Source organism: Thermomonospora echinospora, from assembly GCF_900108175.1.
In the GTDB taxonomy this organism is placed as follows: Bacteria; Actinomycetota; Actinomycetes; order Streptosporangiales; family Streptosporangiaceae; genus Thermomonospora; species Thermomonospora echinospora.
Genome location: NZ_FNVO01000009.1, coordinates 149,185 through 171,559, shown reverse-complemented (window position 1 = coordinate 171,559; position 22,375 = coordinate 149,185). Strand labels below are relative to the sequence as shown.

At 72.4% G+C, this 22,375-nt stretch carries 17 protein-coding genes and 1 riboswitch; of the genes, 7 read left to right on the top strand and 10 right to left on the bottom strand.

Going from position 1 to position 22,375, the window contains the following annotated elements; all coding sequences use genetic code 11:
- The first annotated feature begins 47 nt into the window (after positions 1-47).
- Entirely contained in the window at positions 48-1,550 is a 1,503-nt protein-coding gene (locus C4U03_RS21315) for a YibE/F family protein (protein ID WP_103939594.1), read from the top strand.
- 198 nt (positions 1,551-1,748) lie between these two features.
- Here C4U03_RS21315 and C4U03_RS21310 read toward each other — a convergent pair whose 3' ends face one another.
- The 4 genes from C4U03_RS21310 to C4U03_RS21295 all read right to left on the bottom strand — a co-directional run bounded on the left by C4U03_RS21310 (position 1,749) and on the right by C4U03_RS21295 (position 4,854).
- On the bottom strand, positions 1,749-2,573 hold the full coding sequence (locus C4U03_RS21310; protein WP_103939593.1) for an energy-coupling factor ABC transporter ATP-binding protein: 825 nt from the start codon (positions 2,571-2,573) through the stop codon (positions 1,749-1,751).
- Positions 2,574-2,881: 308 nt separating this feature from the next.
- On the bottom strand, positions 2,882-3,622 hold the full coding sequence (gene cbiQ, locus C4U03_RS21305; RefSeq protein WP_103939592.1) for a cobalt ECF transporter T component CbiQ: 741 nt from the start codon (positions 3,620-3,622) through the stop codon (positions 2,882-2,884).
- Positions 3,623-3,625: 3 nt separating this feature from the next.
- The gene (locus tag C4U03_RS21300) at positions 3,626-3,952 is read right to left on the bottom strand and encodes an energy-coupling factor ABC transporter substrate-binding protein (protein WP_103939591.1); all 327 of its coding nucleotides are present in this window, start codon (positions 3,950-3,952) and stop codon (positions 3,626-3,628) included.
- A gap of 182 nt (positions 3,953-4,134) precedes the next feature.
- Positions 4,135-4,854, bottom strand: a complete 720-nt coding sequence (locus tag C4U03_RS21295; protein WP_235018016.1) for an energy-coupling factor ABC transporter permease — start codon at positions 4,852-4,854, stop codon at positions 4,135-4,137.
- A riboswitch (cobalamin riboswitch) is annotated at positions 4,845-5,070 on the bottom strand. Its footprint overlaps the gene before it by 10 nt.
- Before the next feature lie 54 nt (positions 5,071-5,124).
- Here C4U03_RS21295 and C4U03_RS21290 point away from each other — a divergent pair.
- A complete protein-coding gene (locus tag C4U03_RS21290; protein ID WP_103939723.1) occupies positions 5,125-5,475 on the top strand; it encodes an ArsR/SmtB family transcription factor in 351 nt (116 codons plus the stop codon).
- A 263-nt stretch (positions 5,476-5,738) separates the two neighbouring features.
- On the opposite strand, the gene C4U03_RS21285 is transcribed toward C4U03_RS21290, so the two are convergent.
- Both C4U03_RS21285 and C4U03_RS21280 read right to left on the bottom strand, forming a co-directional pair.
- Entirely contained in the window at positions 5,739-6,071 is a 333-nt protein-coding gene (locus C4U03_RS21285; RefSeq protein ID WP_103939590.1) for a YnfA family protein, read from the bottom strand.
- A 20-nt stretch (positions 6,072-6,091) separates the two neighbouring features.
- Positions 6,092-6,985: a polysaccharide deacetylase family protein gene (locus C4U03_RS21280; protein WP_103939589.1), complete on the bottom strand. Its 894-nt coding sequence runs from the start codon at positions 6,983-6,985 to the stop codon at positions 6,092-6,094.
- A 153-nt stretch (positions 6,986-7,138) separates the two neighbouring features.
- On the opposite strand from C4U03_RS21280, the gene C4U03_RS21275 reads away from it, so the two are divergent.
- Together C4U03_RS21275 and C4U03_RS40515 are read left to right on the top strand one after the other, a co-directional pair.
- Positions 7,139-7,894 carry an ABC transporter permease gene (locus C4U03_RS21275; protein ID WP_235018015.1) on the top strand — a complete coding sequence of 252 codons (756 nt, stop codon included), beginning with the start codon at positions 7,139-7,141 and terminating at the stop codon, positions 7,892-7,894.
- Positions 7,895-9,117: 1,223 nt separating this feature from the next.
- Positions 9,118-9,273: a hypothetical protein gene (locus C4U03_RS40515; RefSeq protein WP_160147054.1), complete on the top strand. Its 156-nt coding sequence runs from the start codon at positions 9,118-9,120 to the stop codon at positions 9,271-9,273.
- 86 nt (positions 9,274-9,359) lie between these two features.
- Here C4U03_RS40515 and C4U03_RS21270 read toward each other — a convergent pair whose 3' ends face one another.
- The gene (locus C4U03_RS21270; RefSeq protein WP_103939587.1) at positions 9,360-10,553 is read right to left on the bottom strand and encodes a serine hydrolase domain-containing protein; all 1,194 of its coding nucleotides are present in this window, start codon (positions 10,551-10,553) and stop codon (positions 9,360-9,362) included.
- Between the two features lie 215 nt (positions 10,554-10,768).
- On the opposite strand from C4U03_RS21270, the gene C4U03_RS21265 reads away from it, so the two are divergent.
- The 3 genes from C4U03_RS21265 to C4U03_RS21255 all read left to right on the top strand — a co-directional run bounded on the left by C4U03_RS21265 (position 10,769) and on the right by C4U03_RS21255 (position 19,890).
- A complete protein-coding gene (locus C4U03_RS21265; RefSeq protein ID WP_146087452.1) occupies positions 10,769-12,460 on the top strand; it encodes a serine/threonine-protein kinase in 1,692 nt (563 codons plus the stop codon).
- A gap of 626 nt (positions 12,461-13,086) precedes the next feature.
- Entirely contained in the window at positions 13,087-17,409 is a 4,323-nt protein-coding gene (locus tag C4U03_RS21260; RefSeq protein ID WP_103939722.1) for a HAMP domain-containing protein, read from the top strand.
- 45 nt (positions 17,410-17,454) lie between these two features.
- Positions 17,455-19,890, top strand: a complete 2,436-nt coding sequence (locus C4U03_RS21255; RefSeq protein ID WP_103939585.1) for a SpoIIE family protein phosphatase — start codon at positions 17,455-17,457, stop codon at positions 19,888-19,890.
- A 38-nt stretch (positions 19,891-19,928) separates the two neighbouring features.
- Here the strand turns inward: C4U03_RS21255 and C4U03_RS21250 are convergent, their stop codons facing one another.
- From C4U03_RS21250 to C4U03_RS21240, 3 genes are all read right to left on the bottom strand, one after another.
- Entirely contained in the window at positions 19,929-21,227 is a 1,299-nt protein-coding gene (locus C4U03_RS21250) for an alkaline phosphatase family protein (RefSeq protein WP_103939584.1), read from the bottom strand.
- Positions 21,228-21,520: 293 nt separating this feature from the next.
- Complete coding sequence (locus C4U03_RS21245) at positions 21,521-21,784, bottom strand: hypothetical protein (RefSeq protein ID WP_103939583.1); 264 nt, start codon at positions 21,782-21,784, stop codon at positions 21,521-21,523.
- Complete coding sequence (locus tag C4U03_RS21240) at positions 21,781-22,224, bottom strand: ATP-binding protein (protein ID WP_103939582.1); 444 nt, start codon at positions 22,222-22,224, stop codon at positions 21,781-21,783. The genes C4U03_RS21245 and C4U03_RS21240 overlap by 4 nt, the downstream gene beginning before the upstream one ends.
- Positions 22,225-22,375 lie beyond the last annotated feature (151 nt).

Below are 22,375 nucleotides of genomic sequence, written 5' to 3'. Positions count from 1 at the left end.
CAGGCACGACGGCCGTTCGTCCCCCAACCGGTGTCGCGGAGGTGCACATGGGCGCTGACCATTCCCATCACCACAGGGCGGTGCCCGCGCCGCCCGGCGCGGTACGGGCCGTGCTGGCGGTCATCATTCCGCTGGCACTGCTCGCACTGGCGGCGCTGATCTGGATGTGGCCGGACGGGACCGGACCCAAGAACGCCGCGCCGAGCGGGGATCCCGTGCAGATGACCAGGGTGACCGGCACGGTCATCGGCATCGAGCACCAGAAGTGCTCGGAAACCGGGGCCTTCCCCGGGGACTGGCTGGCGCCGTCCGACCCGCCGCCGGGCAGTGCGGCCAAGTGCGGCCAGGCCACCGTACGGCTGACCTCGGGGGCCGAGAACGGCAAGACGGTCGTCGTCGGGCTGCCCACCGGACCGGGGGCGCTGGAGTACGCCACCGGCGACAAGGTGGTGCTGCTCCACATGGCCGACACCGGGGACGGCAACCCGCCCTACCAGCTCAACGACCACGACCGGTCGAACGCGATGTGGCTGGTGGGGGCGGCGTTCGTGCTGGCGGTGGTCGCGTTCGGGCGGTGGCGGGGGCTGACCGCGCTGCTGGGCCTGGCGATCACGTTCGTGCTGCTGCTGAAGTTCCTGATCCCGGCGATCCTGGAGGGGCGGTCGCCGCTGCTGGCCGCCATCGTGTGCGCCGCCGCGATCATGCTCACGGTGCTGTACCTGACGCACGGGTTCACCATGGCCACCTCGATCGCGGTGATCGGCACGCTGGCCAGCCTCACCCTGACCGGTGTGCTGGCGTCGACGGCCATGGGCATGACGCATCTGAGCGGCGTCACCGACGAGAGTTCGCTGAATCTGAGCCTGGGCTACGACCTCAACCTGCAGGGCCTGCTGCTGGCCGGGATCATCATCGGCTCGCTCGGTGTCCTGGACGACGTCACCGTCACCCAGGCCGCCACCGTCAGCGAACTCGCCCACGCCAACCCGGCCTACCGCTTCGGGCAGCTCTACCGGGCCGCCGCCCGGGTCGGCCGGGCGCACATCGCCTCGGTGATCAACACGATCATCCTGGCCTACGCCGGGGCGTCGCTGCCGCTGATGCTGCTGCTCAGCGTCGGGAAGCAGCCGCTGGCCGAGGTGGTCACCGGCCCCATCCTGGCCCAGGAGATCGTCCGCAGCGTGGCCGGCACCCTCGGCCTGATCGCCGCCGTCCCCATCACCACCGCCCTGGCCGCCCTCACCTGCGCCGCCCGTACCCGCCCCGCCCCGGACGACGGCCACGGCCCGGCACATCCGGACCACGACCACGGCCCGGACCACCCGCACGGTGGCCACTCCCTGCCCCATCCGCGCAGCGGTCATGTCTCGGCGCATCCGGATGACGATCACGCTCTGGCACCCCCGGGCGGCGGCCACACCTCCGCACGTCCGGACGATGACCACGGCCGGCCCCCTCCGCCCACCGGCCGGAGACGGCCCCGCCCGCCGGCCGCCGAGCCGGACGTGCCGCCGCCCGGCTGGTCGAGGTCGTCCGACCCCTTCGGCTGACCGCCGGGCGGCGGCACGTCTCGTCAACACGGGCGTGAGCCGTGACGTGCGGTACGGGACGCCCCGACGCCGAGGGAGGGAACGCCCACCCGCCATGCCCCTCGCCGAACACAGCGACACCGCTGGCATCACCGGACTCCGGCCGGCGCAGTCCAGCAGGGGACCGTCGCCGTCGGGAAGGCGTGCGGTGAGGGTGGATCAGTCGCCGGTCGCCGCGAGGTCGGCGGGTGTTCGGGGGTCGGGGGCGTCGGCGGGGAGGATGCCGTGGCGGCGCAGCAGGCGGCCGACGGCCGGACCCCAGGCCGGACGGAGCCGGGCCGCGTGCAGCAGGGCCTCGTCGGCGAGCAGGCCGGCGGCCGGGCCGGTGTGCAGGCGGCCGCCGGCCAGGACGGCGGCGTCCTGGGCCCAGCGGTGGGCGAGATCGACGTCGTGGGTGGAGGCCACGATGGTCGTGTCCGCCGCCTGCAGGTCGGCCAGCGTCGCCAGCAGGGCCTCCACCCCGGACGGGTCGAGCCCGGCGGTCGGCTCGTCCAGCACCAGGACGGCCGGGCGCAGCGCCAGCGCGCCCGCGATGGCCACCCGCTTGCGCTGGCCGAACGACAGCAGATGGGTGGGGCGATCGGCCAGCTCGGTGATCTCCATGGCGGCCAGCGCCTCCACCACCCGCGCCCGCACCTCGTCGGCCGGCAGCCCCAGGTTGACCGGCCCGAACGAGACGTCCTGGGTGACGCTCGCCGAGAACAACTGGTCGTCCGGGTCCTGCAGCACGAGCTGGACCCGGGTGCGCAGCTCGGTCAGCCCCCGCCGCGAGTACGACACGGGCGAGCCGTCCAGCCGGATCTCCCCGCGAGCGGGCCGCAGACCGCCGGTGAGCAGCCGCAGCAAGGTCGTCTTGCCGACCCCGTTGGGCCCCAGCAGCGCAAGCGAACGCCCCGCCGCCACATCGAGCGACAACCCGGCGAAGACCGGGTCCGCACCTTCGTAGGCGTACGCGACGTCATGGGCGCTCAGCACAGCGGTCACGGCAGCCTCCGCGAGGTAAGGGTGGCGAGGGCGGCCGGTGGGGTGCCTGGGGCCGCGCCTTTGTCGGCGTACGCGGCGTCGTGGGTGCTTAGCACAGCGGTCACGGCAGGCTCCGTGAGGTGGGGGCGGGGAGAAGGACCGGTGGGGTGACCGGGTCCGTGCCTTTGTTGGCGTACGCGGCGTCGTGGGCGCTCAGCACAGCGGTCACAACAGGCTCCGTGAGGTGGAGGTGGGGAGAAGGGCCGATGGAGTGGCCGGGTCTGCGCTTTTGGCGGGGTGAGTGAGGTTGTGGGTGCTCAGGGTGGTGGTCACGGCAGGCTTTGCAGGGTGAGGGTGGTGAGGATGGCCAGGGCGGCGGGGAGGGGGGCGGTGGCCAGGAAGCGGGTTTTCAGGGGGATCTCCGCGACGGCCACCGACAGGCTGCCGGTGTAGCCGCGGCCGGCCAGGCCGGCCTCCAGCCTGCGGGCCCGGTCGAACGACCGGATGAACACCGCCGAGCCCAGCCCGCCGAGGGACCGCCAAGCCGCCCGCAGTGACCGGGTGCCGAGCCGGCCCGCCTGCGCGTCGCGGATCCGCCGGGTGGTGTCCAGGACGACGAACAGCATCCGGTAGATCAGCGCGGCCACCTCCACCAGCGTGACGGGCAGCCCCAGCCGGGTCAGCCGGGGCAGCGTGTCGGCCAGCGGCGTCGTTCCGGCGAACAACAGCTGGCACAGCAGGGCGGCGGTGCAGCGGGCCACCACGTCGGCCGCCCGCCGTACCCCGCCGTCCGCCCAGCCGAGCCCGTCCGGGCCGACCGTCACCAGGAACGTCAGCGAGCCGGTCAGCGCGAAGCCCAGCGGGGTCCGGGCGGCCCGCAGCAGCGTGCGCGGCGGCACCCGGGCCCAGCCGAGCGCGACCGCCAGCGTGATCGCGGCGGTGACGGGCGCGCCCGGCCAGGGCGGCAGCACCAGCGCGCAGCCCAGCAGCCCGCCGGCCAGCAGCGCCTTGGCGGCCGGATGATGCCGCCGCCAGGGGCTGCGGTAGGCGGCGGCGTCGATGGCGAGCACCGGTCAGTCGTCACCCTGGCGGGCCGTCACCTCGGCGGCCAGCCGGCGACGTGTCCGCACCACCCCGAAGTAGTAGCCGAGGACGCCCGCCCCCAGCGCCGCCTGCAGGGCGAACAGCGCCGACTCGATCTCCCCGGACGGCGGCTCGTACAGCGGAGCGAACCAGGGCTCGTAACCGGGATCGTTCTCGGTGATCGCCGTCTCGGCCTGCCCGTCCGCCCCGGCGAACGGCTCCTCCTTGCCGTCCCCGGCCCCCATCGCCAGCGGCGCGACCGCCAGCGCCACCACCACCAGCACGATCAGCAGATTGACGACCGTCCCGCGCTTCATCCGTCCCCCTCGCGAACGTCCGACGGCACCCGGTGCGGATCGTGTGTCCACGCCACCCGCGCCGTGCTCCTCCACCTCGCCGGCAGCGCGCCGTGGAGTATTGCCTCCCGTCACGCGCCCGCTCGTTGCCGTCTGGTCTGCGTGTTCTCCGGTCAGGTCCGTGTCGTGGTTCCTCGGCTCGTTCACGCGGGCACCTCCTCGCGCTTGCGGAGGACGCCGAGGCGGATCAGGTCGGCGGCGGCCGAGGTGCGCAGCAGGCGGACGACCAGGACGGTCAGCAGGCCCTCGCTGACGGCCAGCGGGATCTGGGTGACGGCGAAGATGCCGCCGAACTTGGCCAGCGCCCCGGTGAAGCCGCTCTCGGCGTCCGGGAAGGCCAGCGCGAGCTGGACGGACGTGACGCAGTAGGTGGTCAGGTCGGCGACGAACGCCCCGGCGAACACCGCCGGCAGCAGCCCGAGGCGGCGGGTCAGGAGGTAGGCGGCGTACCCGGCCCACGGCCCGGCGACGGCCATCGAGAAGGCGTTGGCGCCCAGGGTGGTCAGGCCGCCGTGCGCCAGCAGCAGCGCCTGGAACAGCAGGGTGATGGTACCGAGCACGGTCATGATCGGCGGGCGGAACAGGATCGCGCCGAGCCCGGTGCCGGTCGGATGCGAGCAGCTTCCGGTGACGGACGGGATCTTCAGCGCCGACAGCACGAAGCAGAACGCCCCCGAGGCGCCGAGCAGCAGCTTGTCCTCGGGAGCGGCCTGGATCTGACGGTTGAGCCTGATGACGCCATGGACGATGAACGGAGCCGCCGCCGCGGACCACGCGACGGCATGAGTGACGGGGAGATAGCCCTCGGCGATGTGCACGGGCGTGACACCGGACCTTTCCAACACCTCGTGGACGGTGGTCAAGTGCCGTGGCCGGTCTCCTGGCTGACGGGTCCGGCCCGCCGTTCGACCTTCCCAGGCGCTCGCGCGCCCAGTGGCCTCCCGGCGGGACGTGACCCGTCGGGAAGGAACGGCAGGATCTCCCGATCACAGTGGCGAGGGCCGCTCCGGCCTTGGCGCATCCCCTGGCTGAGGTGCGCCGCACCGGAATTCCCGATCACCACGGCCCGGACAGCCTAGCCATACCTGCACGATTGCGCAGGTATGGGGATGGAGTTCTGGCACCATGGACAGGTGCATCTGGTGCCAGCCGACCGCGCCCACCGCCCCGCCATCGACCAGCACCGGGCCTGCGAGGCCATCGCGGCCATCGGCGACCGCGACCGGGTCGCCGCCTGGGCCCGCCGCTTCGACCTGCTGTCGGAGCCCGGCCGGCTCACCCTGCTGCTGGCCATCGACTCCGCCGGCCCGATCAGCGTGACCGACCTGGCCACCGCCGCCGGCATGTCGGACACCGCCGTCTCCCAGGCGCTGCGCCTGCTGCGCACCGCCGGCGTCGTCGAACCCCAGCGCGACGGCCGCGTCGTCCGTTACCGCATCAGCGACCCCGGCATCCGCCCCCTCCTCAAAGCCGCCACCACCTGATCCCCGCCCCGCGTCGCGTCACTGTCCCGCCGCACCGCACACCCTCGCGAACGAACGGACGCCCACCGCCCGACGCGAGAGCGCCGGCGGCATGACCGGCCAACGGCCCAGGGGACACGGATCCGCACCTGATGGCGTCAGCCGTGCGGGTCGTACGTGCGGGGTCGTAGATGGCCTCAGCCGCGCGGGGCCGTACGTGATGACCTCGACCGCGTGGGGCCGTACGTGATGGCCTCAGCCGCGCGGGGCCGTACGTGATGAGCTCAGCCGCGCGGGGCGTACATGATGATCAGGACGCCCAGCAGGCACAGGGCGGCGCCGGCGAGGTCCCAGCGGTCGGGGCGGAAGCCGTCCATGACGATGCCCCAGGCGAGGGAGCCGGCCACGAAGACGCCGCCGTACGCGGCGAGGATGCGGCCGAAGTTCGGATCGGGCTGGAAGGTGGCGACGAAGCCGTAGGCGCCCAGGGCGATCACCCCGGCGGCGATCCACAGCAGCCCACGGTGTTCCCGCCAGCCCTGCCAGACCAGCCAGGCGCCGCCGATCTCGGCGAGCGCGGCCAGGACGAACAGCAGCAGGGAGCGCAGGACGGTCACCGGCGCAAACTATCCGACCCTCATAGCGGAACGAACGTCATGCCCCGCTTCTTGAGCCGGGGCAGCACCTGGCGCAGGGCGGCGACGGTCTGCGAGCGGTCACCGCCTCCGTCGTGGCAGAGCATGATCGCGCCCTCCTCGCTGTCGAGCAGGGCGCGCTTGATGCGGCCGACGCCGGGGCGGCGCCAGTCCGACGGGTCGACCTCCCAGCCGATCGGGATCATCCCGTACTCGGCGGTCTCCTCCATCACCTGCCGCGACCAGGCGCCGCCGGGGGCGCGGAAGAACTTGGGGACCACCCCGGTGACCTGGGCGACCCGGGCGTGGGCCTCGGCGATCTCGCGGTGGATCCGCCGGGCGCCGATCAGGTTGAACGGCGAGGGGTGGGTCATGGTGTGGTTGCAGATCTGGTGCCCGGCCTCAACGATGCGCCGGGTGAGGAGCGGATACTCCCGCACCATCTCGCCGACGACGAAGAACGTGGCGGTGACCTGGTGCTCGGCGAGCAGGTCGAGGATCTGCGGGGTGTACTGGGGATGCGGCCCGTCGTCGATGGTCAGCGCGAGGGCGCGGGGCGGACGGTCGGGGTCGGGGCCGAGCTCCTTGAGGTTGGTGACCGCGTCCTTGCGTCGCCGCACCCGGGTCGGCTTCCAGCCGGGCCGGCCCGGCAGCAGGGCGGCGGACCCCAGCCCCGGAGGCTGCCCGGGGACCGGCGGGGTCTGTACGGGCAGCGAAGGGGAGGCCGAGGGGACCAGGCCGGGAGTCCGCGAGGGAGTGGGGCGGGCGGCGGGCCCGGAGGAGTTGGCCGCAGCGCCCGTGACACCCCGCACGCTGTCCGAGGCGGTCGCCACCGCGAACCCGACAGCGCCCAACGTCCACAACAGCCGACGGCGGGTCGGCGCGCTGAACTCCATGGCTCAAAAAGGTATCGGGCATTTCCTCGTCCAAGCGTGGTCTTCCCATCAAAACTGGTCATTCCCGGGCACCCGGTGTCGGCGGCATCGTTCGGCACCGCAGGTGGAATGCTGGAGAGCGTTCGCGGCTCCCGGGACGGTGCAGGAGGACGCGTGGCAGCGGTCGCGACGGCACCCCAGGTGGGGCCGCTGCTGGCGGTGGTCCTGCTCGTGCTCGCCGCCGTCGCCGCGCTGGTGGTACGGCTGGGCGGGCTGGGAGCGGGACGCGAGGTCGCCGTCGCCGCCGTGCGCGCCGTGGGGCAGCTCGCGGCGGTGTCCCTGCTGATCGCCGCCGTGCTGCGCAGCGCGGGCTGGACGGGCGCGTTCATCGCGATGATGGTGGCGATCGCCGCGCTGACCGCAGCCCGCCGCATCGCCGGGTCCCGCCGCGCGGGCGCGATCTGGTGGGCGGGGGTGTCGATCGTCGCCGGGGTAGGCCCGGTGCTGGCCCTCGTCGTGGGCTCCACGGTGGTGCCGGCCGAGCCGGTCTCGGTGCTGCCGATCGCCGGGATCCTGATCGGCGGGGCGATGACCGCCACCGCGCTGAGCGGCCGCCGCGTCCTGGAGGAACTGCACGGCCGGTACGGCGAGTATGAGGCGGCGCTGGCGCTCGGGCTGATGCCCAGGGACGCGGTGCTGGAGGTGTGCCGTCCGGCCGCGGCGCTGGCGCTCGTCCCGATTCTGGACCAGACCCGTACGGTGGGGTTGGTCACGCTGCCGGGCGCGTACGTCGGAGTGATCCTGGGCGGTGCCGACCCGATCCAGGCGGGCGCGACCCAGTTGCTGGTGCTGATCGGCCTGCTGGCGGCCGAGGCGGTGTGCGCGCTCACCACGCTGCACCTGGTCGCCGTGGGCAGGCTCCGGCCCTGAACGAGACGGAGCACAGTCCCGGCGGACAGGCTCCGGCACCGGGCGGGATGGAGGGCTGCCGTCGTGGTGGCCGCCGCGCCTCGCGCGACGGAAAGGCGGGGAGAACGGCCTTTGGGGCCAGACGGGATGGAGGGCCGTTGCCGTGGTGGCCGCCGCGCCCGGTGTAAGGGGGCGGGCTCCGGGGGTGGCGGGAAGGCGGCCGGAGTACGGTTGCCGGGCGCGGGCGGGTGAGGAACGCGGTGCGCCCGCTCCGGCCGCCCGCTCCCCTCGGAGCCCCTGCCGCCCGGCGGTCTCGGGGGCGAAGCGAAAACGCGGAGCGGCAAGGGATTAGACGATAACGCCGCAGGTGATTCGCGTGAAGTGACCGAGTGTCTACGGTTATTCACAACGTGTGTCAGTGGCCGGGAGGTATTCGTTGACGGGGTCGGGTGTGATTTTCGGCGCTCGGAGCCATGGATTGTGGCGAAGCTGTTAACGTTGTGTGACCTCGGAGCTCGCCCGGTCGCGTCCGTCGCGGCGCGGCGCGGGCGATCAGGGCCATGGCCCGGCGCAGCGGACGGGCAGGTGACGACCGAGATCATGCTGGGCGGTGCGCCACGGGGGCCGATCTGCTCGCATGCGTCCACCGTCATGTCCGCTGACCCCGCCGCCGGGCCGGGTCACGCACCGTATGCCCCCTTGTGTTCCCGTACGCCTGATGTCGGTGCCGCCATCCCTTTCCTCCTCCGCCCGGACCGGCGCATGCCCGGACTCTGCTGCGGCCTTGATGTAGTTGCAACCCATTTGCGATAGTGGCCGTATGGCGACCTGCATCGAGAAGCCGTGGTCGCTGGACGGACGTGGCCGCCCGGCTCTCCGCCGCCAGGCAGGGCTGACAGACCCCGTGACGTCACGGCGCGAAAAGCTGCGGCGCCTTCTGGACCGGGATCATGCTCAGAACACGTTCCCTCACGGTCCGGAAGGCGCCGCCTCGCATTGTCCACCCTCCGGGAGGGGCACGCAGCTTGTTCACCCTCCGGCAGGCGGACGCGGTTTGCTCACCCTCCGGCAGGCGGACGCGGCGCGGGGCCGCACTCCGGTCCGGTGCGGCATCGGGACGTGAGGCCGGGCGCCCCTCGACGCGTCCGGTGCGCGCGACACGGAACGACGTGCCATGATCCCTCGTTCTCCGGGTAGGGGAACGGGCGAGCCCGATCCCGCGAATCCCACCGGAGGAGGAACCCGTGGCCTCTGTGGTCAACAAGATCCGGCGCTGGCTGCACACCCCGCAGGGCAGGCAGGCCCGCGCCCATGCCGAGCGGCTGGCCCGTGACCCGCGCAACCGTGCCCGCCTGCGCGGCCTGCTGAACCGCCGCGGCGGAAGCTCCCACCACCACTGAGCACCGGCCTGGCCCCGACCGCATCGGCCCGCCGACGCGTGGACCGATCGGGGCAGGCCGGGGCGGTGCGGCGGCCTGAGCATGGCTCAGGGCAGTGCGGCGGCGGCCGGTGCCGTGGAGCGGGTGGCGGCCACGTGGGCGGCCACGGCGCGGAAGGCGGTCAGCTCTTCGCCGCCGGAGGTGGTGGAGTACACGGTGTTCTTGGTGATGACGACGCCGTGCCGGGGGGAGACGTAGATGCGCTGGCCGCCGAGCCCGGACGCCATGTAGTCGCCGTGGTCGCCGCCCCCGATCCACCACTGCAACCCGTACCCGCGTGAGGTCTCGCCCGCGGGCTCGTTGAACGGCGCCGAGGGCCGCGTCGAAGCCCGCACCCACGACTCGGGCACGACCTGCCGGTCTCCGACGCGCCCGTCCCGCAGGTACAGCAGCCCGAACCGGGCGAAGTCGCGTGCCGTCGCGTGTACGCAGCAGTACCCCAGGTCGGCGTCGTAGTGGTCGCTGCCGAGGTAGGCCGTGTCGGCCATCCCGCCGGCGTTCCAGATCCGCTGTTGCAGGTAGTCGCGGAACGGCAGCCCCGTCGCGCGGGCGACCACCCAGGCCAGGACGAAGGAGTTCATGCTGGTGTACTCGAACCGGCTGCCCGGCTCCCACCCGCGCCGCTGCCGGCCCGCCATCCGCTCGATGGACGCGCCCGCCGCGGCCGCCGCGTGCACCACCGGGACGTCCTGCTCCTCGGTCCACTCGATGCCGGACGACATCCGCAGCAGGTCCCGGATCGACACCCCCGCGTACCCGGACCGGCCCAGCTCGGGGACGTATTTGGTCACCGGTTCGTCGATGGACCCGATGTGCCCCTCGCTCAGGGCGATCCCCACCGCCGTCCCGGTGAACGACTTGGCCACCGACCACGACTGGAACCGGGTGTCCCGGCTCGCGCCCCGGTAGCGCTCGGCCACGATCCGCTGCCCGTCCAGCACGACGAAGCCCAGGGTGCCCGAACGCAGCAGGAAGTCGTCGATCGTGTACCGCTGCCCTTCCCACTCGTACGACACCGGCAGCGGTTTGATCGCCTCCTGCAACGGCACGGGGTCGGCCGAGGGCCGCAGCGTGCTCCAGGGCATCAGCAACTGGGACGGCCGGTCGGCCCACGGCCCGGCGGGCGCTGCGGCGGCCGACGTCCGGACCGCCGGGGCGGCGGACGCGTGGGCCGCCGGTGCCGGCGCCGCGGTGACGAGAACGACGGCGGACAGCGCCGCCCAGGCCGCTCTGGCGTACATCGGACTCCTCGGGGCTCGCCGGACGGGGACCGCCCGATCGTCCATCCGCCGGACTGGGCGGACAATGTCCCGGCGGATAGATTTCGCCGTACTCCTCCACGGCGAATGCGCACGCGCGGCGTAGTCCTGTTGTGTTCCGTCCTCTCGGTCTCACGGAGGAGTCAATAGGCTGCTGTGTCCCGATATGGTCCGAAGACCCGGGGGAAGGCGGGGCTGTGGAGCCTGGAGAGGTGCTGGACGGCAAGTACCGCTTGGTGCGGCGGCTTGGCCAGGGCGGCATGGGAGAGGTGTGGGCCGCCGACGACCTGACCCTCAACCGGCGGGTCGCGGTCAAGATCGTGCTGTCGAACCTGGGGACCAACCAGGAACTGCTCCAGCGCCTGCGGCGCGAGGCCCAGGCCGCGGCGTCCCTGCAGCACCCCGGCATCACCGTGGTCCACGCGATGGGGGAGCACGAGGGCCATCCGTTCTTCGTGATGGAGCTGCTGGAGGGCCGCGACTTCCTGGCCCTCCTGGAGGCCAATCCGCACGGGCTCCCGGTCGCCCACGCGGTGTCGCTGGCGGCGCAGGTCGCCGACGCCCTGGCCTACGCCCACCGTAAGGGGGTCGTGCACCGCGACATCAAGCCCGCCAACCTGATGGAGCTGACCGAGGGCCGGGCCAAGATCTGCGACTTTGGCGTGGCCCGTTTCGCCGACGCAGCCCCCGGCCTCACCCCGCTGGGCATCATGATCGGCACGCCTCCCTACACCGCCCCCGAGCAGTACCGGGGCGGCACCGCCGACGGGCGCTCGGACCTGTACTCCTTCGGCTGCACCCTGTACGCGCTGCTGACCGGCAGGCCGCCCTTCACCGGCCCCTCGATGAGCGCGTTCATGCACCAGCACCTGCACGAGGCCCCGCCGCGTCCCACCGCCCTCAGGCCGGACATCCCCGCCGATCTGGAACGCCTGGTGTTGCGGCTGCTGGCCAAGGACCCCGCCGAGCGGCCCGCCATGGCCGACGTCCTGGCCAAGCTCAACGAGCTGAACGCCGCCCCCGCGGCGGCCGCGCCCGCGGCCACCCAGCCCTTCGCCCCGGCGCGGACCGCGGCTCAGCCGCCGCTCCCTCCGGTCGGCCCGCCACCGGCCGACCCGCACCAGGCCCACCAGGCGTTCCAGCCGCCAGGCCCGCCGGCCGATCCGCCCCAAGCCCACCAAGCGCACCAGGCGCCGCCCGCCCCGCCGCAGCCCGTCCAGGCGATCAACGGTGCCGTCGCCCGGCTGCGCGGCCGTCCCGCCCGAGCCGTGTCCAGGTTGTGGCGGGCGCTCGCGTCGGGCGCCGGATGGATGTTCCGCGCCCCCGGCCGGATCGGCCCCGATCCGGCGCACCGCCGGGACGGCGTGGGCCTGGTGCTGCTGGTCGCCGCGGTCGTGTCGGGCACGCTCGTGTGGTCGCGGACGGAGCTCGCCGTGACGACGGCGGGGGCTACGGCGCTCAGGGGCACCTTCGGCCTGGGCGCGTTCGTGCTGCCCGTCCTGGTCTTCCTACTGGCGGGCCGGGTCTTCCGGCGTCCCGAGCGCGGCGCGCAGACCCGCCGGATCCTGCTGGGCTCCATCCTCCTGAGCATCGGGCTGCTGGGCGTCGTCCATGTCGCCGCCGGCGCCCCCAATCTGTTCGAGAGCCCCGAAAAGGTGTCCGACAGCGGGGGCGTCATCGGCTGGCTCGTCGCCGTCCCGCTGGAGGCGGCGCTCACCGCCTGGGGAGCGATCCCCCTGCTGCTCCTGCTCAGCGGCTACGGCCTGCTGGTCGCCACCGCCACGCCCCTGAACCGCGTCCCCGAACGCCTGGCCCGCCTGGTCACCTTCCTCACCTCGGGCGGCGGTGACCGGACTCCCGAGGAACGGCAGGCGCCCCCCGGCCCCTGAACGCGTCCGGCCGAACGCTTGAGAACGCTCGAGAACGCGCGGCGCCACCGGCGTTCTCCGGCAGGCACGTCCTTGGGCATGACCGCCGGAACGACGACGGCGCCGCTGTCACCGGCGTTCTCCGGCGAACATGTCCTCCCGCAGAGCGACTGTCGGAACGATGGTGGCGCGGTGCCATCGGTGTTCTCCGGTGGACATGTCCTCTCGCAGGAAGGATCGTCGGAACGTCGGCGGTGCGGTATCGCCGGCGTGTCAGGTCAGACCGGCTATGGGGATTACGGAAAGTGACGAAATGTCCTTCGTTCGGCCGGGCCGGTCATGCGGGCCGCAGCTTCGACTCGCGGTGCCACGAGGCCGGTCGCGGGTCGCGTTGCCCGCGTCGGCCATGCCTCCGAAGTGCGCGTTCATGGCGGGGACGAATACGGGCGCGGCGGATAATGCGGCCATGGGGCAGGCTGTCGTGAAATGTACCGAGGGGTCTGGCGGCTCAGGTAGGGTCGCCAACAGCCCGTTAATTGCTATACGGAAACTATGCGGTCAGGGGCGTGGCGGCGCGGTTCGGTTGCCGAGGCCCGCGGTGGGTGGGCCGGAAGGCCCTGCTGACGGAGCAGGACGAGGTAGGGGACATGAGTGACGCTGCCAAGAGCGGCCCGCGCCCCGCGAGGAGCGCGACGACCCGGCGGACCGGCGGCAACAAGGTCGGCGAGCCCGAGCTCCGGCAGCTCCTGGCCGGGCTGACCGCGGTACGCGACGGCAACTTCGGCACCCGGCTGCCCGACGACGCCGACGGCCTGATGGGCGAGATCGCCACGGTGTTCAACGGCATGGTGGACCAGTTGTCGCTGTTCACCTCCGAGGTGACCCGGGTGGCCCGCGAGGTGGGCACCGAGGGCCGGCTCGGCGGCCAGGCCAAGGTGCACGGTGTCTCCGGCACCTGGGAGGACCTCACCGACTCGGTGAACGCCATGGCCGGCAACCTGACCACCCAGGTCCGCGACATCGCCCAGGTGGCGACGGCGGTGGCCAAGGGCGACCTGTCGCAGAAGATCGACGTGGACGCCCGCGGCGAGTTCCTGGAGTTGAAGAACACCGTCAACACGATGGTGGACCAGTTGTCGTCGTTCGCCGATGAGGTGACCCGGGTGGCCCGGGAGGTGGGCAGCGAGGGCCGGCTGGGCGGTCAGGCCGACGTCAAGGGCGTCTCCGGCACCTGGCGGGACCTCACCGACTCGGTGAACTTCATGGCGGGCAACCTGACCAACCAGGTCCGCAATATCGCCCAGGTCACCACCGCGGTGGCCAAGGGCGACCTGTCGCAGAAGATCACCGTGGACGCCCGCGGGGAGATTCTGGAGTTGAAGAACACCGTCAACACGATGGTGGACCAGTTGTCGTCGTTCGCCGACGAGGTGACCCGGGTGGCCCGGGAGGTGGGCAGCGAGGGGCGGCTGGGCGGTCAGGCCGACGTCAAGGGCGTCTCCGGCACCTGGAAGGACCTCACCGAGTCGGTCAACGTGATGGCCGACAACCTCACCGCGCAGGTGCGTTCCATCGCCGAGGTGACCACCGCGGTCGCCAAGGGTGACCTGTCGCAGAAGATCCGGGTGGACGCCCGCGGCGAGATCCTGGAGCTGAAGGAGACCATCAACACGATGGTCGACCAGCTCTCGGCGTTCGCCGACGAGGTGACCCGGGTGGCCCGCGAGGTCGGCACCGAGGGCAACCTCGGCGGGCAGGCCACGGTGCGCGGCGTCTCCGGCACCTGGAAGGACCTGACCGACAACGTCAACGTGATGGCCTCCAACCTGACCGGCCAGGTGCGCTCCATCGCGCAGGTGGCCACGGCGGTGGCCCGCGGCGACCTGTCGCAGAAGATCACGGTCGAGGCCAAGGGCGAGGTGGCCGCGCTCGCCCAGACCATCAACACCATGGTCGACACCCTGTCGGCGTTCGCCGGCGAGGTCACCCGGGTGGCCCGCGAGGTCGGCACCGAGGGCATGCTCGGCGGGCAGGCCCAGGTCCCCAATGTCGCCGGGACCTGGAAGGACCTGACCGACAACGTCAACTTCATGGCCAACAACCTGACCAACCAGGTGCGCAACATCGCCCAGGTGACCACCGCGGTGGCGCAGGGCGACCTGACCAAGAAGATCGACGTGGACGCGCGCGGCGAGATCCTGGCGCTGAAGACCACCATCAACACGATGGTGGACCAGCTGTCGGCGTTCGCCGCCGAGGTCACCCGGGTCGCCCGCGAGGTGGGCAGCGAGGGCCGCCTCGGCGGCCAGGCCGAGGTCGAGGGCGTCTCGGGCACCTGGAAGCGGCTGACCGAGAACGTCAACGAGCTGGCCGGCAACCTCACCCGCCAGGTCCGCGCCATCGCCGAGGTCACCAGCGCGGTCGCCGAGGGCGACCTGACCCGCTCCATCACCGTGGACGCCTCCGGCGAGGTCGCCGAGCTCAAGGACAACATCAACTCGATGGTCCGCTCGCTGCGCGAGACCACCCGGGCCAACCAGGAGCAGGACTGGCTCAAGACCAACCTGGCCCGGGTCTCCGGACTGATGCAGGGGCACCGCGACCTGTCCATCGTGGCCACCCTCATCATGGACGAGCTGTCCCCGCTGGTCGCCGCCCAGTACGGCGCGTTCTACCTGACCGAGGAGACCTCGCAGGGCACCGAGCTGCAGCTCATCGGCTCCTACGGCTACCCCGAGGACGGTGACCCGGCGGTGCAGGCGCGGCCCACCCGCTTCCGGCTCGGCCGGTCGCTGGTCGGGCAGGCCGCGCGCAGCCGGCAGGCCATCGTGGTGGACGACGTGCCGCCCGGCTACGTCACCGTCTCCTCCGGTCTCGGCCAGGCCGCCCCGGTCAGCCTGGTGGTGCTGCCGATCGTGGTCGAGGACCAGGTGCTGGGGGTGATCGAGCTGGCGTCGGTGCGCCCGTTCACGACCGTCCAGCGCGACTTCCTCGCCCAGGTGATGGAGACCATCGGCGTCAACGTCAACACCATCATCGCCAACGCCCGCACCGACGAGCTGCTGGAGGAGTCGCAGCGGCTGGCCGCCGAACTGCAGGCCCGTTCGGAGGAGCTGCAGGTCCGCCAGGAGGAGCTGCAGCGCTCCAACGCCGAGCTGGAGGAGAAGGCGGCCCTGCTGGCCACCCAGAACCGCGACATCGAGGCCAAGAACCTGGAGATCGAGCAGGCCCGCCAGGAGCTGGAGGCCCGCGCCCAGCAGCTGACGCTGGCCTCCAAGTACAAGTCGGAGTTCCTGGCCAACATGAGCCACGAGCTGCGCACCCCGCTCAACAGCCTGCTGATCCTGGCGCAGCTGCTGGCCCAGAACCCCACCCGCAACCTCACCCCCAAGCAGGTCGAGTACGCCGGCATCATCCACTCGGCCGGCTCGGACCTGCTGCAGCTGATCAACGACATCCTCGACCTGTCCAAGGTCGAGGCGGGCAAGATGGACGTCACCCCCGAACCGGTCCGGCTGCGCTCCCTGCTGGACTACGTCGAGGCCACGTTCCGCCCGCTGACCTCGCAGAAGAGCCTGACCTTCCAGATCACCACGGCGGCCGGGCTGCCGGTGGACCTGTACACCGACGACTCCCGGCTGCGGCAGGTCCTGCGCAACCTGATGTCCAACGCGGTGAAGTTCACCGAGACCGGCGGGGTCGAGCTGCGGATCGAGCCGGCCGACCCGGGCGAGCTGCCGGCCGCGGTGCGCGCGCACGGCCAGGCCATCGCCTTCCGGGTGGTCGACACCGGCATCGGCATCGGCGAGCACCAGCTTGAGTCGATCTTCGGTGCCTTCCAGCAGGCCGACGGCACCACCAGCCGCAAGTACGGGGGCACCGGGCTCGGGCTGTCCATCAGCCGGGAGATCGCCCACCTGCTCGGCGGCGCCATCATCGCCGAGAGCACCCTCGGCGAGGGCAGCACGTTCACCCTCTACCTGCCCGTCGCCCGGCCCGACTTCGTGGACGCCGCCCAGACGCCGGAGGAGCCGTCGGAGGACACCGACGTCGAGGCCGACGCCGCCCCCGTCGTCGTCTCCTCCGCGCCGTCCGCGCCGCAGCCGGCCCGGCCGCGGCGGCTGTTGGTGATCGAGGAACGGCCGCGCGGGCTGCTGTCACTGGTGGCCGAGAGCGCCGTGGGCGACCTCGGCGACGTCGGGGCGGCCGACGGGCGCGGCCCGGTCGAGATCGTCACCGCCGTCGGCGCCCAGGAGGCGGCGGCCGCGCTGGCCGCCGAGTCCTGCCACTGCGTGGTGCTGCAACTGGACGTCCCCGGCGGTGAGGCGACGGCGTTCCTGGAGGCCATGGACGGCGACGCGGCGCTGCGCGGGGTGCCCGTGCTGGCCCACAACAACCGGCGGCTGGACCCCGAGCAGGAGCAGGCGTTGCAGGCCCGCGCGCAGGACCGGCCGTTGGAGCTGCTGTCCAGCCTGGACGAGCTGCGCGAGCGCATCGCCCTGCACCTGTCGGCGGACAAGCCGGGCCATGTCCTGCCGCTGGTGCGGTCGGAGGGCACCGCCGCGCAGGCCCCGCGCAAGGAGGTGGACGGCACGCTGGCCGGGCGCACCGTGCTGGTCGTCGACGACGACGCCCGCAACGTCTTCGCCGTCACCAGCATCCTGGAGCTGCACGGCATGCGGGTGCTGCACGCCGAGAACGGCCGGACGGGCATCGAGGCGCTGCACGGGCACCCTGAGATTGACTTGGTCCTGATGGATGTGATGATGCCGGAGATGGACGGTTACACGGCGACCGCCGCCATTCGGCGGACCCCGGCCCACGCCGACCTGCCGATCATCATGGTGACCGCCAAGGCGATGCCCGGCGACCAGGAGAAGAGCCTGGCGTCGGGGGCCAACGACTACGTCACCAAGCCGCTGGACGCCGACGACCTGATCGCCTGCATCCACCGTTGGCTGGACGCGTGATGTCCCGTCCGGCGCCCTGTCCGTCCCTTCCCGAGGAGCAGTCCAGTGCACACCGGTGATCCACGGGAACTTGCCGACGGCGGTCCGCCGCCCACCGCACCGCCCACCGAGCCCGCCACCGGGTCGGGCGAGGGTGCGGACGGGGGCGTGGGCAGGCTGGCGAGCACCGTGGAGCGGCTGCGGCGGCAGATCGAGCAGGCCGAGGCCGCCGCCGACGGCCGTGCCCTGATCGAGCTGGCCAAGGGCGTGCTGGTGGAACGGCTGCGCTGCGGACCGGCCCAGGCAGCGCGGCAACTGGACGAGCTGGCCCAGGAGGCGGGCCGTTCGCCGCTGGAGCTGGCCGCCGAGATCATCGACCAGGCGGCGCAGGACCGCCTCAGCGAGGTCGCCCGCGAGTTCCTGGCCGGAACGGGCCCGGCCCGGCCGGACGACGACGAGGCGGCCGCCGTCGCGCTCCGGCTACGTACCGCCGAGTCCGGGGCGCTGGCCGCCGGGGACGCCCAGGCGGTGGCCGAGTCGCTGCTGGAGCACGCGCTGTCCCCGCTCGGTGCGACGGCCGTGGCGATCTGGGCCGCCGGGCCGGACGCGTCGCTGACCCTTGCCGGCTGGGCCGGGTTCTCCGCCGAGGAGCCGGCCCGGTGGCGTTATGTGCCGCCTGGCGTGGTGACGCCGGCCCGCTGCGCCCTCGCCGACCGCCGCATGTCGTGGTACCTGTCGCTGTCCCGGACGAGCCTGCCCTCCATCGGCCACCGCGACCTGCCGGACGGCGGCCGCGTGGCGGTCCCGGCGGGCGTCGGCGGCCGCGTCCTGGGCGTACTGGAGATCTGCTGGCCGGACGAGCTGGAGCCGCAGCCGCCCCAGATCGAACGCCAGATCGAGGCGCTGGCCGAGCTGTGCGCCCACACCCTGGAGACCCACAGCGCGCCCTCCGCCGTCGTGGTGGACCCCCCGTACGTCGCCCAGCGCGAGCTGGTGGAGCTGGTCGACCTGGCCGACGGGCTGCACGACCCGGCCCTGGTGCTGCGGCCCCACCTGGACGCCGACGGACGGCTCGCCGACTTCCGCGTCCACCATGTGAACGGGCGCTTCGTCGACCCGGCGGGACGCCCGCGCGCCGCCGTCCGGGGCGGGCTGCTCCTGGAGACGTACCCGATGGCCGCCGGGCAGAGCGGACTGTTCGAGATCGTCGAGCGGGTGCACGCCACCGGTGAGCCGTTCCGCGCCGAGCGGATGGCCCTGACCGCCCTCGTGGACCAGGTGCCGCTGCCCGGCGATTCCGACATCAGCGTCAGCCGGCTCGGCGACGGCATCCTGCTGATCTGGCGGATCGAGGACGAGGCGGCCAGGCTGGCGCGGCTGCTGCAGCACGCCCAGCGCCTGGTACGCATCGGCGGGTTCGAGGAGAGCATCCTCACCGGCAAGGTCACCTGGAACGAGCAGTTGTTCGCCCTGTACGGGCTGGAGCCCACCGCCGAGCCTGTCCCGCTGCGGCGGCTGCCCGACCACGCGCACATCGACGACGAGGCCGCCATCGGCCGGTTCCTGCGCAGCGTGCTGCACCACCACCGGTCCGCCTCGGCCGCCTTCCGCCTGCAACGTCCGGACGGGATCGCCCGGCACATGCGGGTCGTCGCCGAGCCGGTGCTGGACGCGCAGGGCCAACTGCTCGCCGTACGCGGCGCCTACCAGGACATCTCGGCCCAGCACTGGACCGAGGTCGCGCTGGCCGCCACCCGGGACCAGCTCGCCCACACCGAGCAGCAGGCCGCCGAGCGCAACCGGCTGGCCCGCCAGCTCCAGCAGGCCATCATGCCGCCCACCCGGGGCCCCATCGACGCCCTTGGGCTGCACATCGTCACCCGCTACCGTCCCGCCGAGAAGGACCACCTGGTCGGCGGCGACTGGTACGACGCGGTGGTGCTGCCGTCCAAGCAGGTCATGCTGTGCGTCGGCGACGTCGCCGGGCACGGCATCGAGGCGGCCACCGACATGGTCGTCCTGCGCAACGCCCTGCGCGGCCTGGCCACCACCGGCGCCGGCCCCGGCCAACTGCTGACCTGGCTCAACCAGGTCGCCCACCACCTGACCGACAACGTCACCGCCACCGCGCTGTGCGCCCTGTACGACCCGGCCACCCGCGTCCTGCGCTGGGCCCGCGCGGGCCACCTGCCCCCCGTCCTGGTCCGCGGGCAGGAGGACGCCACCACGCTCCCCATGGTCGGCGGCCTGCTGCTGGGCGCCCTGGCCGAGGCCGAGTACCAGGAGGGGGAGCTTCAGCTCCAGCCGGGCGACATCCTGCTGATGTACACCGACGGCCTCGTGGAACGCAAAGACCGCTCCATGCAGGAGTCCCTGCAGCACCTGATGACCACGGCCCAGACCCCCACCGACACCCTCGAACAGCGTCTGGACTACATGCTGACCCACAGCAACTCCGACACCGACGACGACACCTGCCTGGTGGGCGTCCGCCTCCCCTGACGTACCCGGCGGTATGGCCGTACCGTCGCTGGAGCGGGTCAGTCCAGATCCAGTTCCCAGTCGTGGACGTCGGCGAGGTCGCGCAGGCCACGCCATGGCTCACGGCAGTCGTCCTTGGCCGGGTTGCAGTTGCAGGGTCTTCCCACGACCTTGGGCACCTCCCACTGTGGCGGGGTGAGCATCGGGGGGCGGGTGAAGTCCAGGACCTCCGCGATGTCGCGGGCGGCGGCGTCCCTGGGCGACAGCGGCTCAAGCCCCCACCGCGACTCCACCGCCTTCAGCACCGAGGTGTGGTCGTAGAGGCCGCTGGCGACGTGTCCACGCCGGGCCCAAGGCGAGATGACCAGGCACGGCACCCGGAAGCCGCGCAGCCCCCAGGAGGGATGGGCGTCGGGCGCGACGGACGGGGGGACGTGGTCGAAGAATCCGCCCCACTCGTCGTAGTTGATGACGAGCATCGTCCGCCCCCAGGCCGGACTGCGGGTGACCGCCCGGTAGACCTGGTTGAGGAAGTACTGGCCCGCGCGGATGTCGGCGTGCGGGTGGTCGTCGGCCGAGGTCCCGTTGGCCTCGCCCGAGAACTTCGGGTCCACGAAGGACAGCTCGGGCAGGTCGCCCTTGGCGCAGTCGTCGAGGAACTGCGGATACGGGTGGCTGATCGACCGGTACTTCTTGCCCCACAGCGCGGTGAACGGCAGGTCGCTGTAGTAGTACCGGCCCCGCAGCCCCGCCTCGGCGAGCCGGTCCCAGATCGTCGGCATCTCGGGGATGCGGTGGGAGTTGCGGATCCGGTCGGTCCGCGCGGCGTGCTGGTAGAGACGGTTCGGGTACGTCGGCCCCATGAAGGCCGCGAAGTAGTTGTCGCAGACCGTCCAGTACGGCGCGGCGTGGCGGTAGAAGTCCAGATCCTCCGCCAGGTAGTAGCCGATGGCGAACTCGTCACTGCGCGGCGCGCGCAGCCAGCCGTCGTTGGCCCCGTCGTTGTACTGGATCCGGCCGCCCCGGAAGGAATGGTTGGGGTCGGGGTGGCCGCAGCCCTGGAAGTCCCGCAGATGGCGGGTGGAGTGCTCCTCGCCCTCCCGGTCGACGAACGTGAGCCCGTCCTGTTTGCCGTTGGCGTTCGGCAGCCATCCCAGAAAATGGTCGAACGACCGGTTCTCCATCATTACGACCACGATGTGGTCGATGCCCGGCTTACCGGACGGCGGCGGCCCCGCGAGGGCCTGCGGCTCGGTCCCGATCTGCGGTCCGGCACCGGTGTAGGTGACGCCACCGGCCATGGTCACGCCGACCGCCGCCGCGGCCCCGGCCAGGAAAGTACGGCGCGAATAAGGCATGCACCAACATGTACGCGACCATTCGCCGCGCCGGATAGGCGTTCTCGGTTCAGATTCCCCTATCCGCAGGCAGATCATCTGACATGCCCATGAATTTACCGATGGGCGACCGAATGTGACGATCGCCGAACGGCCTTCCGGGGAAGCGGGACAAGGTATTACGGAGATTCCTGATCCTGTCCCCGAATTCCGGACTCGTCCCTTTATCTGGCACTTCGCCGTTCCGTCGGAGAACTGCCGGCACCTGCCCGGCGTGCAGGGCTCCGGCCGCGAACCCGGTCGGCACTCCTCGATCAGAAGGAGTCGCGGCGCTGAACGTTGCGGGGGTTCGAGGGCGGGGCCGGGAGGGTGAGGGCGCGCAGGAGGGTCCGGGCGGCGGGGGAGTTGAGGCGCAGGAGGACGCTGGGCTGCCCGGTGGCGTCCACGAAGGGGGAGACGACGAGGGGGCAGGCGACGCCGTGGCGGGTGAGCCAGTGCAGCAGGTGGTCGTGGACGTCGTGGGCGAGGAGGACCGCTTGGCGTTCGCGTTCGGTGAGGGGGTCGGACGGGATGCTCACGGGCGGTCTCCGTTCGGGGTGAGGGCCGGTGGGTGCGGGAGTTCGAACCAGACGGTGCGGCCGCCCTCGTGGGTGTGGGTGCCGCAGCGGCCACCGGTGAGGTCACGGACCATCCGCAGGCCCCGGCCGCTGGTGGCGTAGGTCGCGGGGTCGGCGATCTGGGGAACGCTGGTGGCGGAGCCGGCGTCGGTGACCTCGACACGGACGGCGCCGTCCAGGGCGAGGACGGTGATGTGAACGGTCCCGGGCGTTCCGCCGGGGCCGAACTGGCCGGAGTCGGAGTGCTCGATGGCGTTGGTGACCAGCTCGCTGCCGAGCAGTTCGGAGTCGTAGCAGGCGGGATGCTCGGCCCCGAGCAGCCCGCGCAACCACCGCCGCACGACCCTGACCTGACTCGCCTCGGCCACGATCGCCATCGACCCGAGAACGGCCGCGGCCATCACGACCCCCCACCGAGCCGGAACGGGCCCGTCCGGTCCGCCCGACGCGAGGTGGTGCGGTGCCGCTGCGACGGTGAACGCCAACGAACACCGGTTGGCGGAACGGCGGGAGATGGGGCTTGGCCCCGCCCAGGTACGGGACTCCTATGGA

Coding starts and splice junctions, on each gene's coding strand:
- C4U03_RS21250 (WP_103939584.1), bottom strand. CDS start 21,227: ATGCCTTATTCGCGCCGTACTTTCCTGGCCGGGGCCGCGGCGGCGGTC.
- C4U03_RS21315 (WP_103939594.1), top strand. CDS start 48: ATGGGCGCTGACCATTCCCATCACCACAGGGCGGTGCCCGCGCCGCCC.
- C4U03_RS21260 (WP_103939722.1), top strand. CDS start 13,087: ATGAGTGACGCTGCCAAGAGCGGCCCGCGCCCCGCGAGGAGCGCGACG.
- C4U03_RS21300 (WP_103939591.1), bottom strand. CDS start 3,952: ATGAAGCGCGGGACGGTCGTCAATCTGCTGATCGTGCTGGTGGTGGTG.
- C4U03_RS21240 (WP_103939582.1), bottom strand. CDS start 22,224: ATGGCCGCGGCCGTTCTCGGGTCGATGGCGATCGTGGCCGAGGCGAGT.
- C4U03_RS21270 (WP_103939587.1), bottom strand. CDS start 10,553: ATGTACGCCAGAGCGGCCTGGGCGGCGCTGTCCGCCGTCGTTCTCGTC.
- C4U03_RS21280 (WP_103939589.1), bottom strand. CDS start 6,985: ATGGAGTTCAGCGCGCCGACCCGCCGTCGGCTGTTGTGGACGTTGGGC.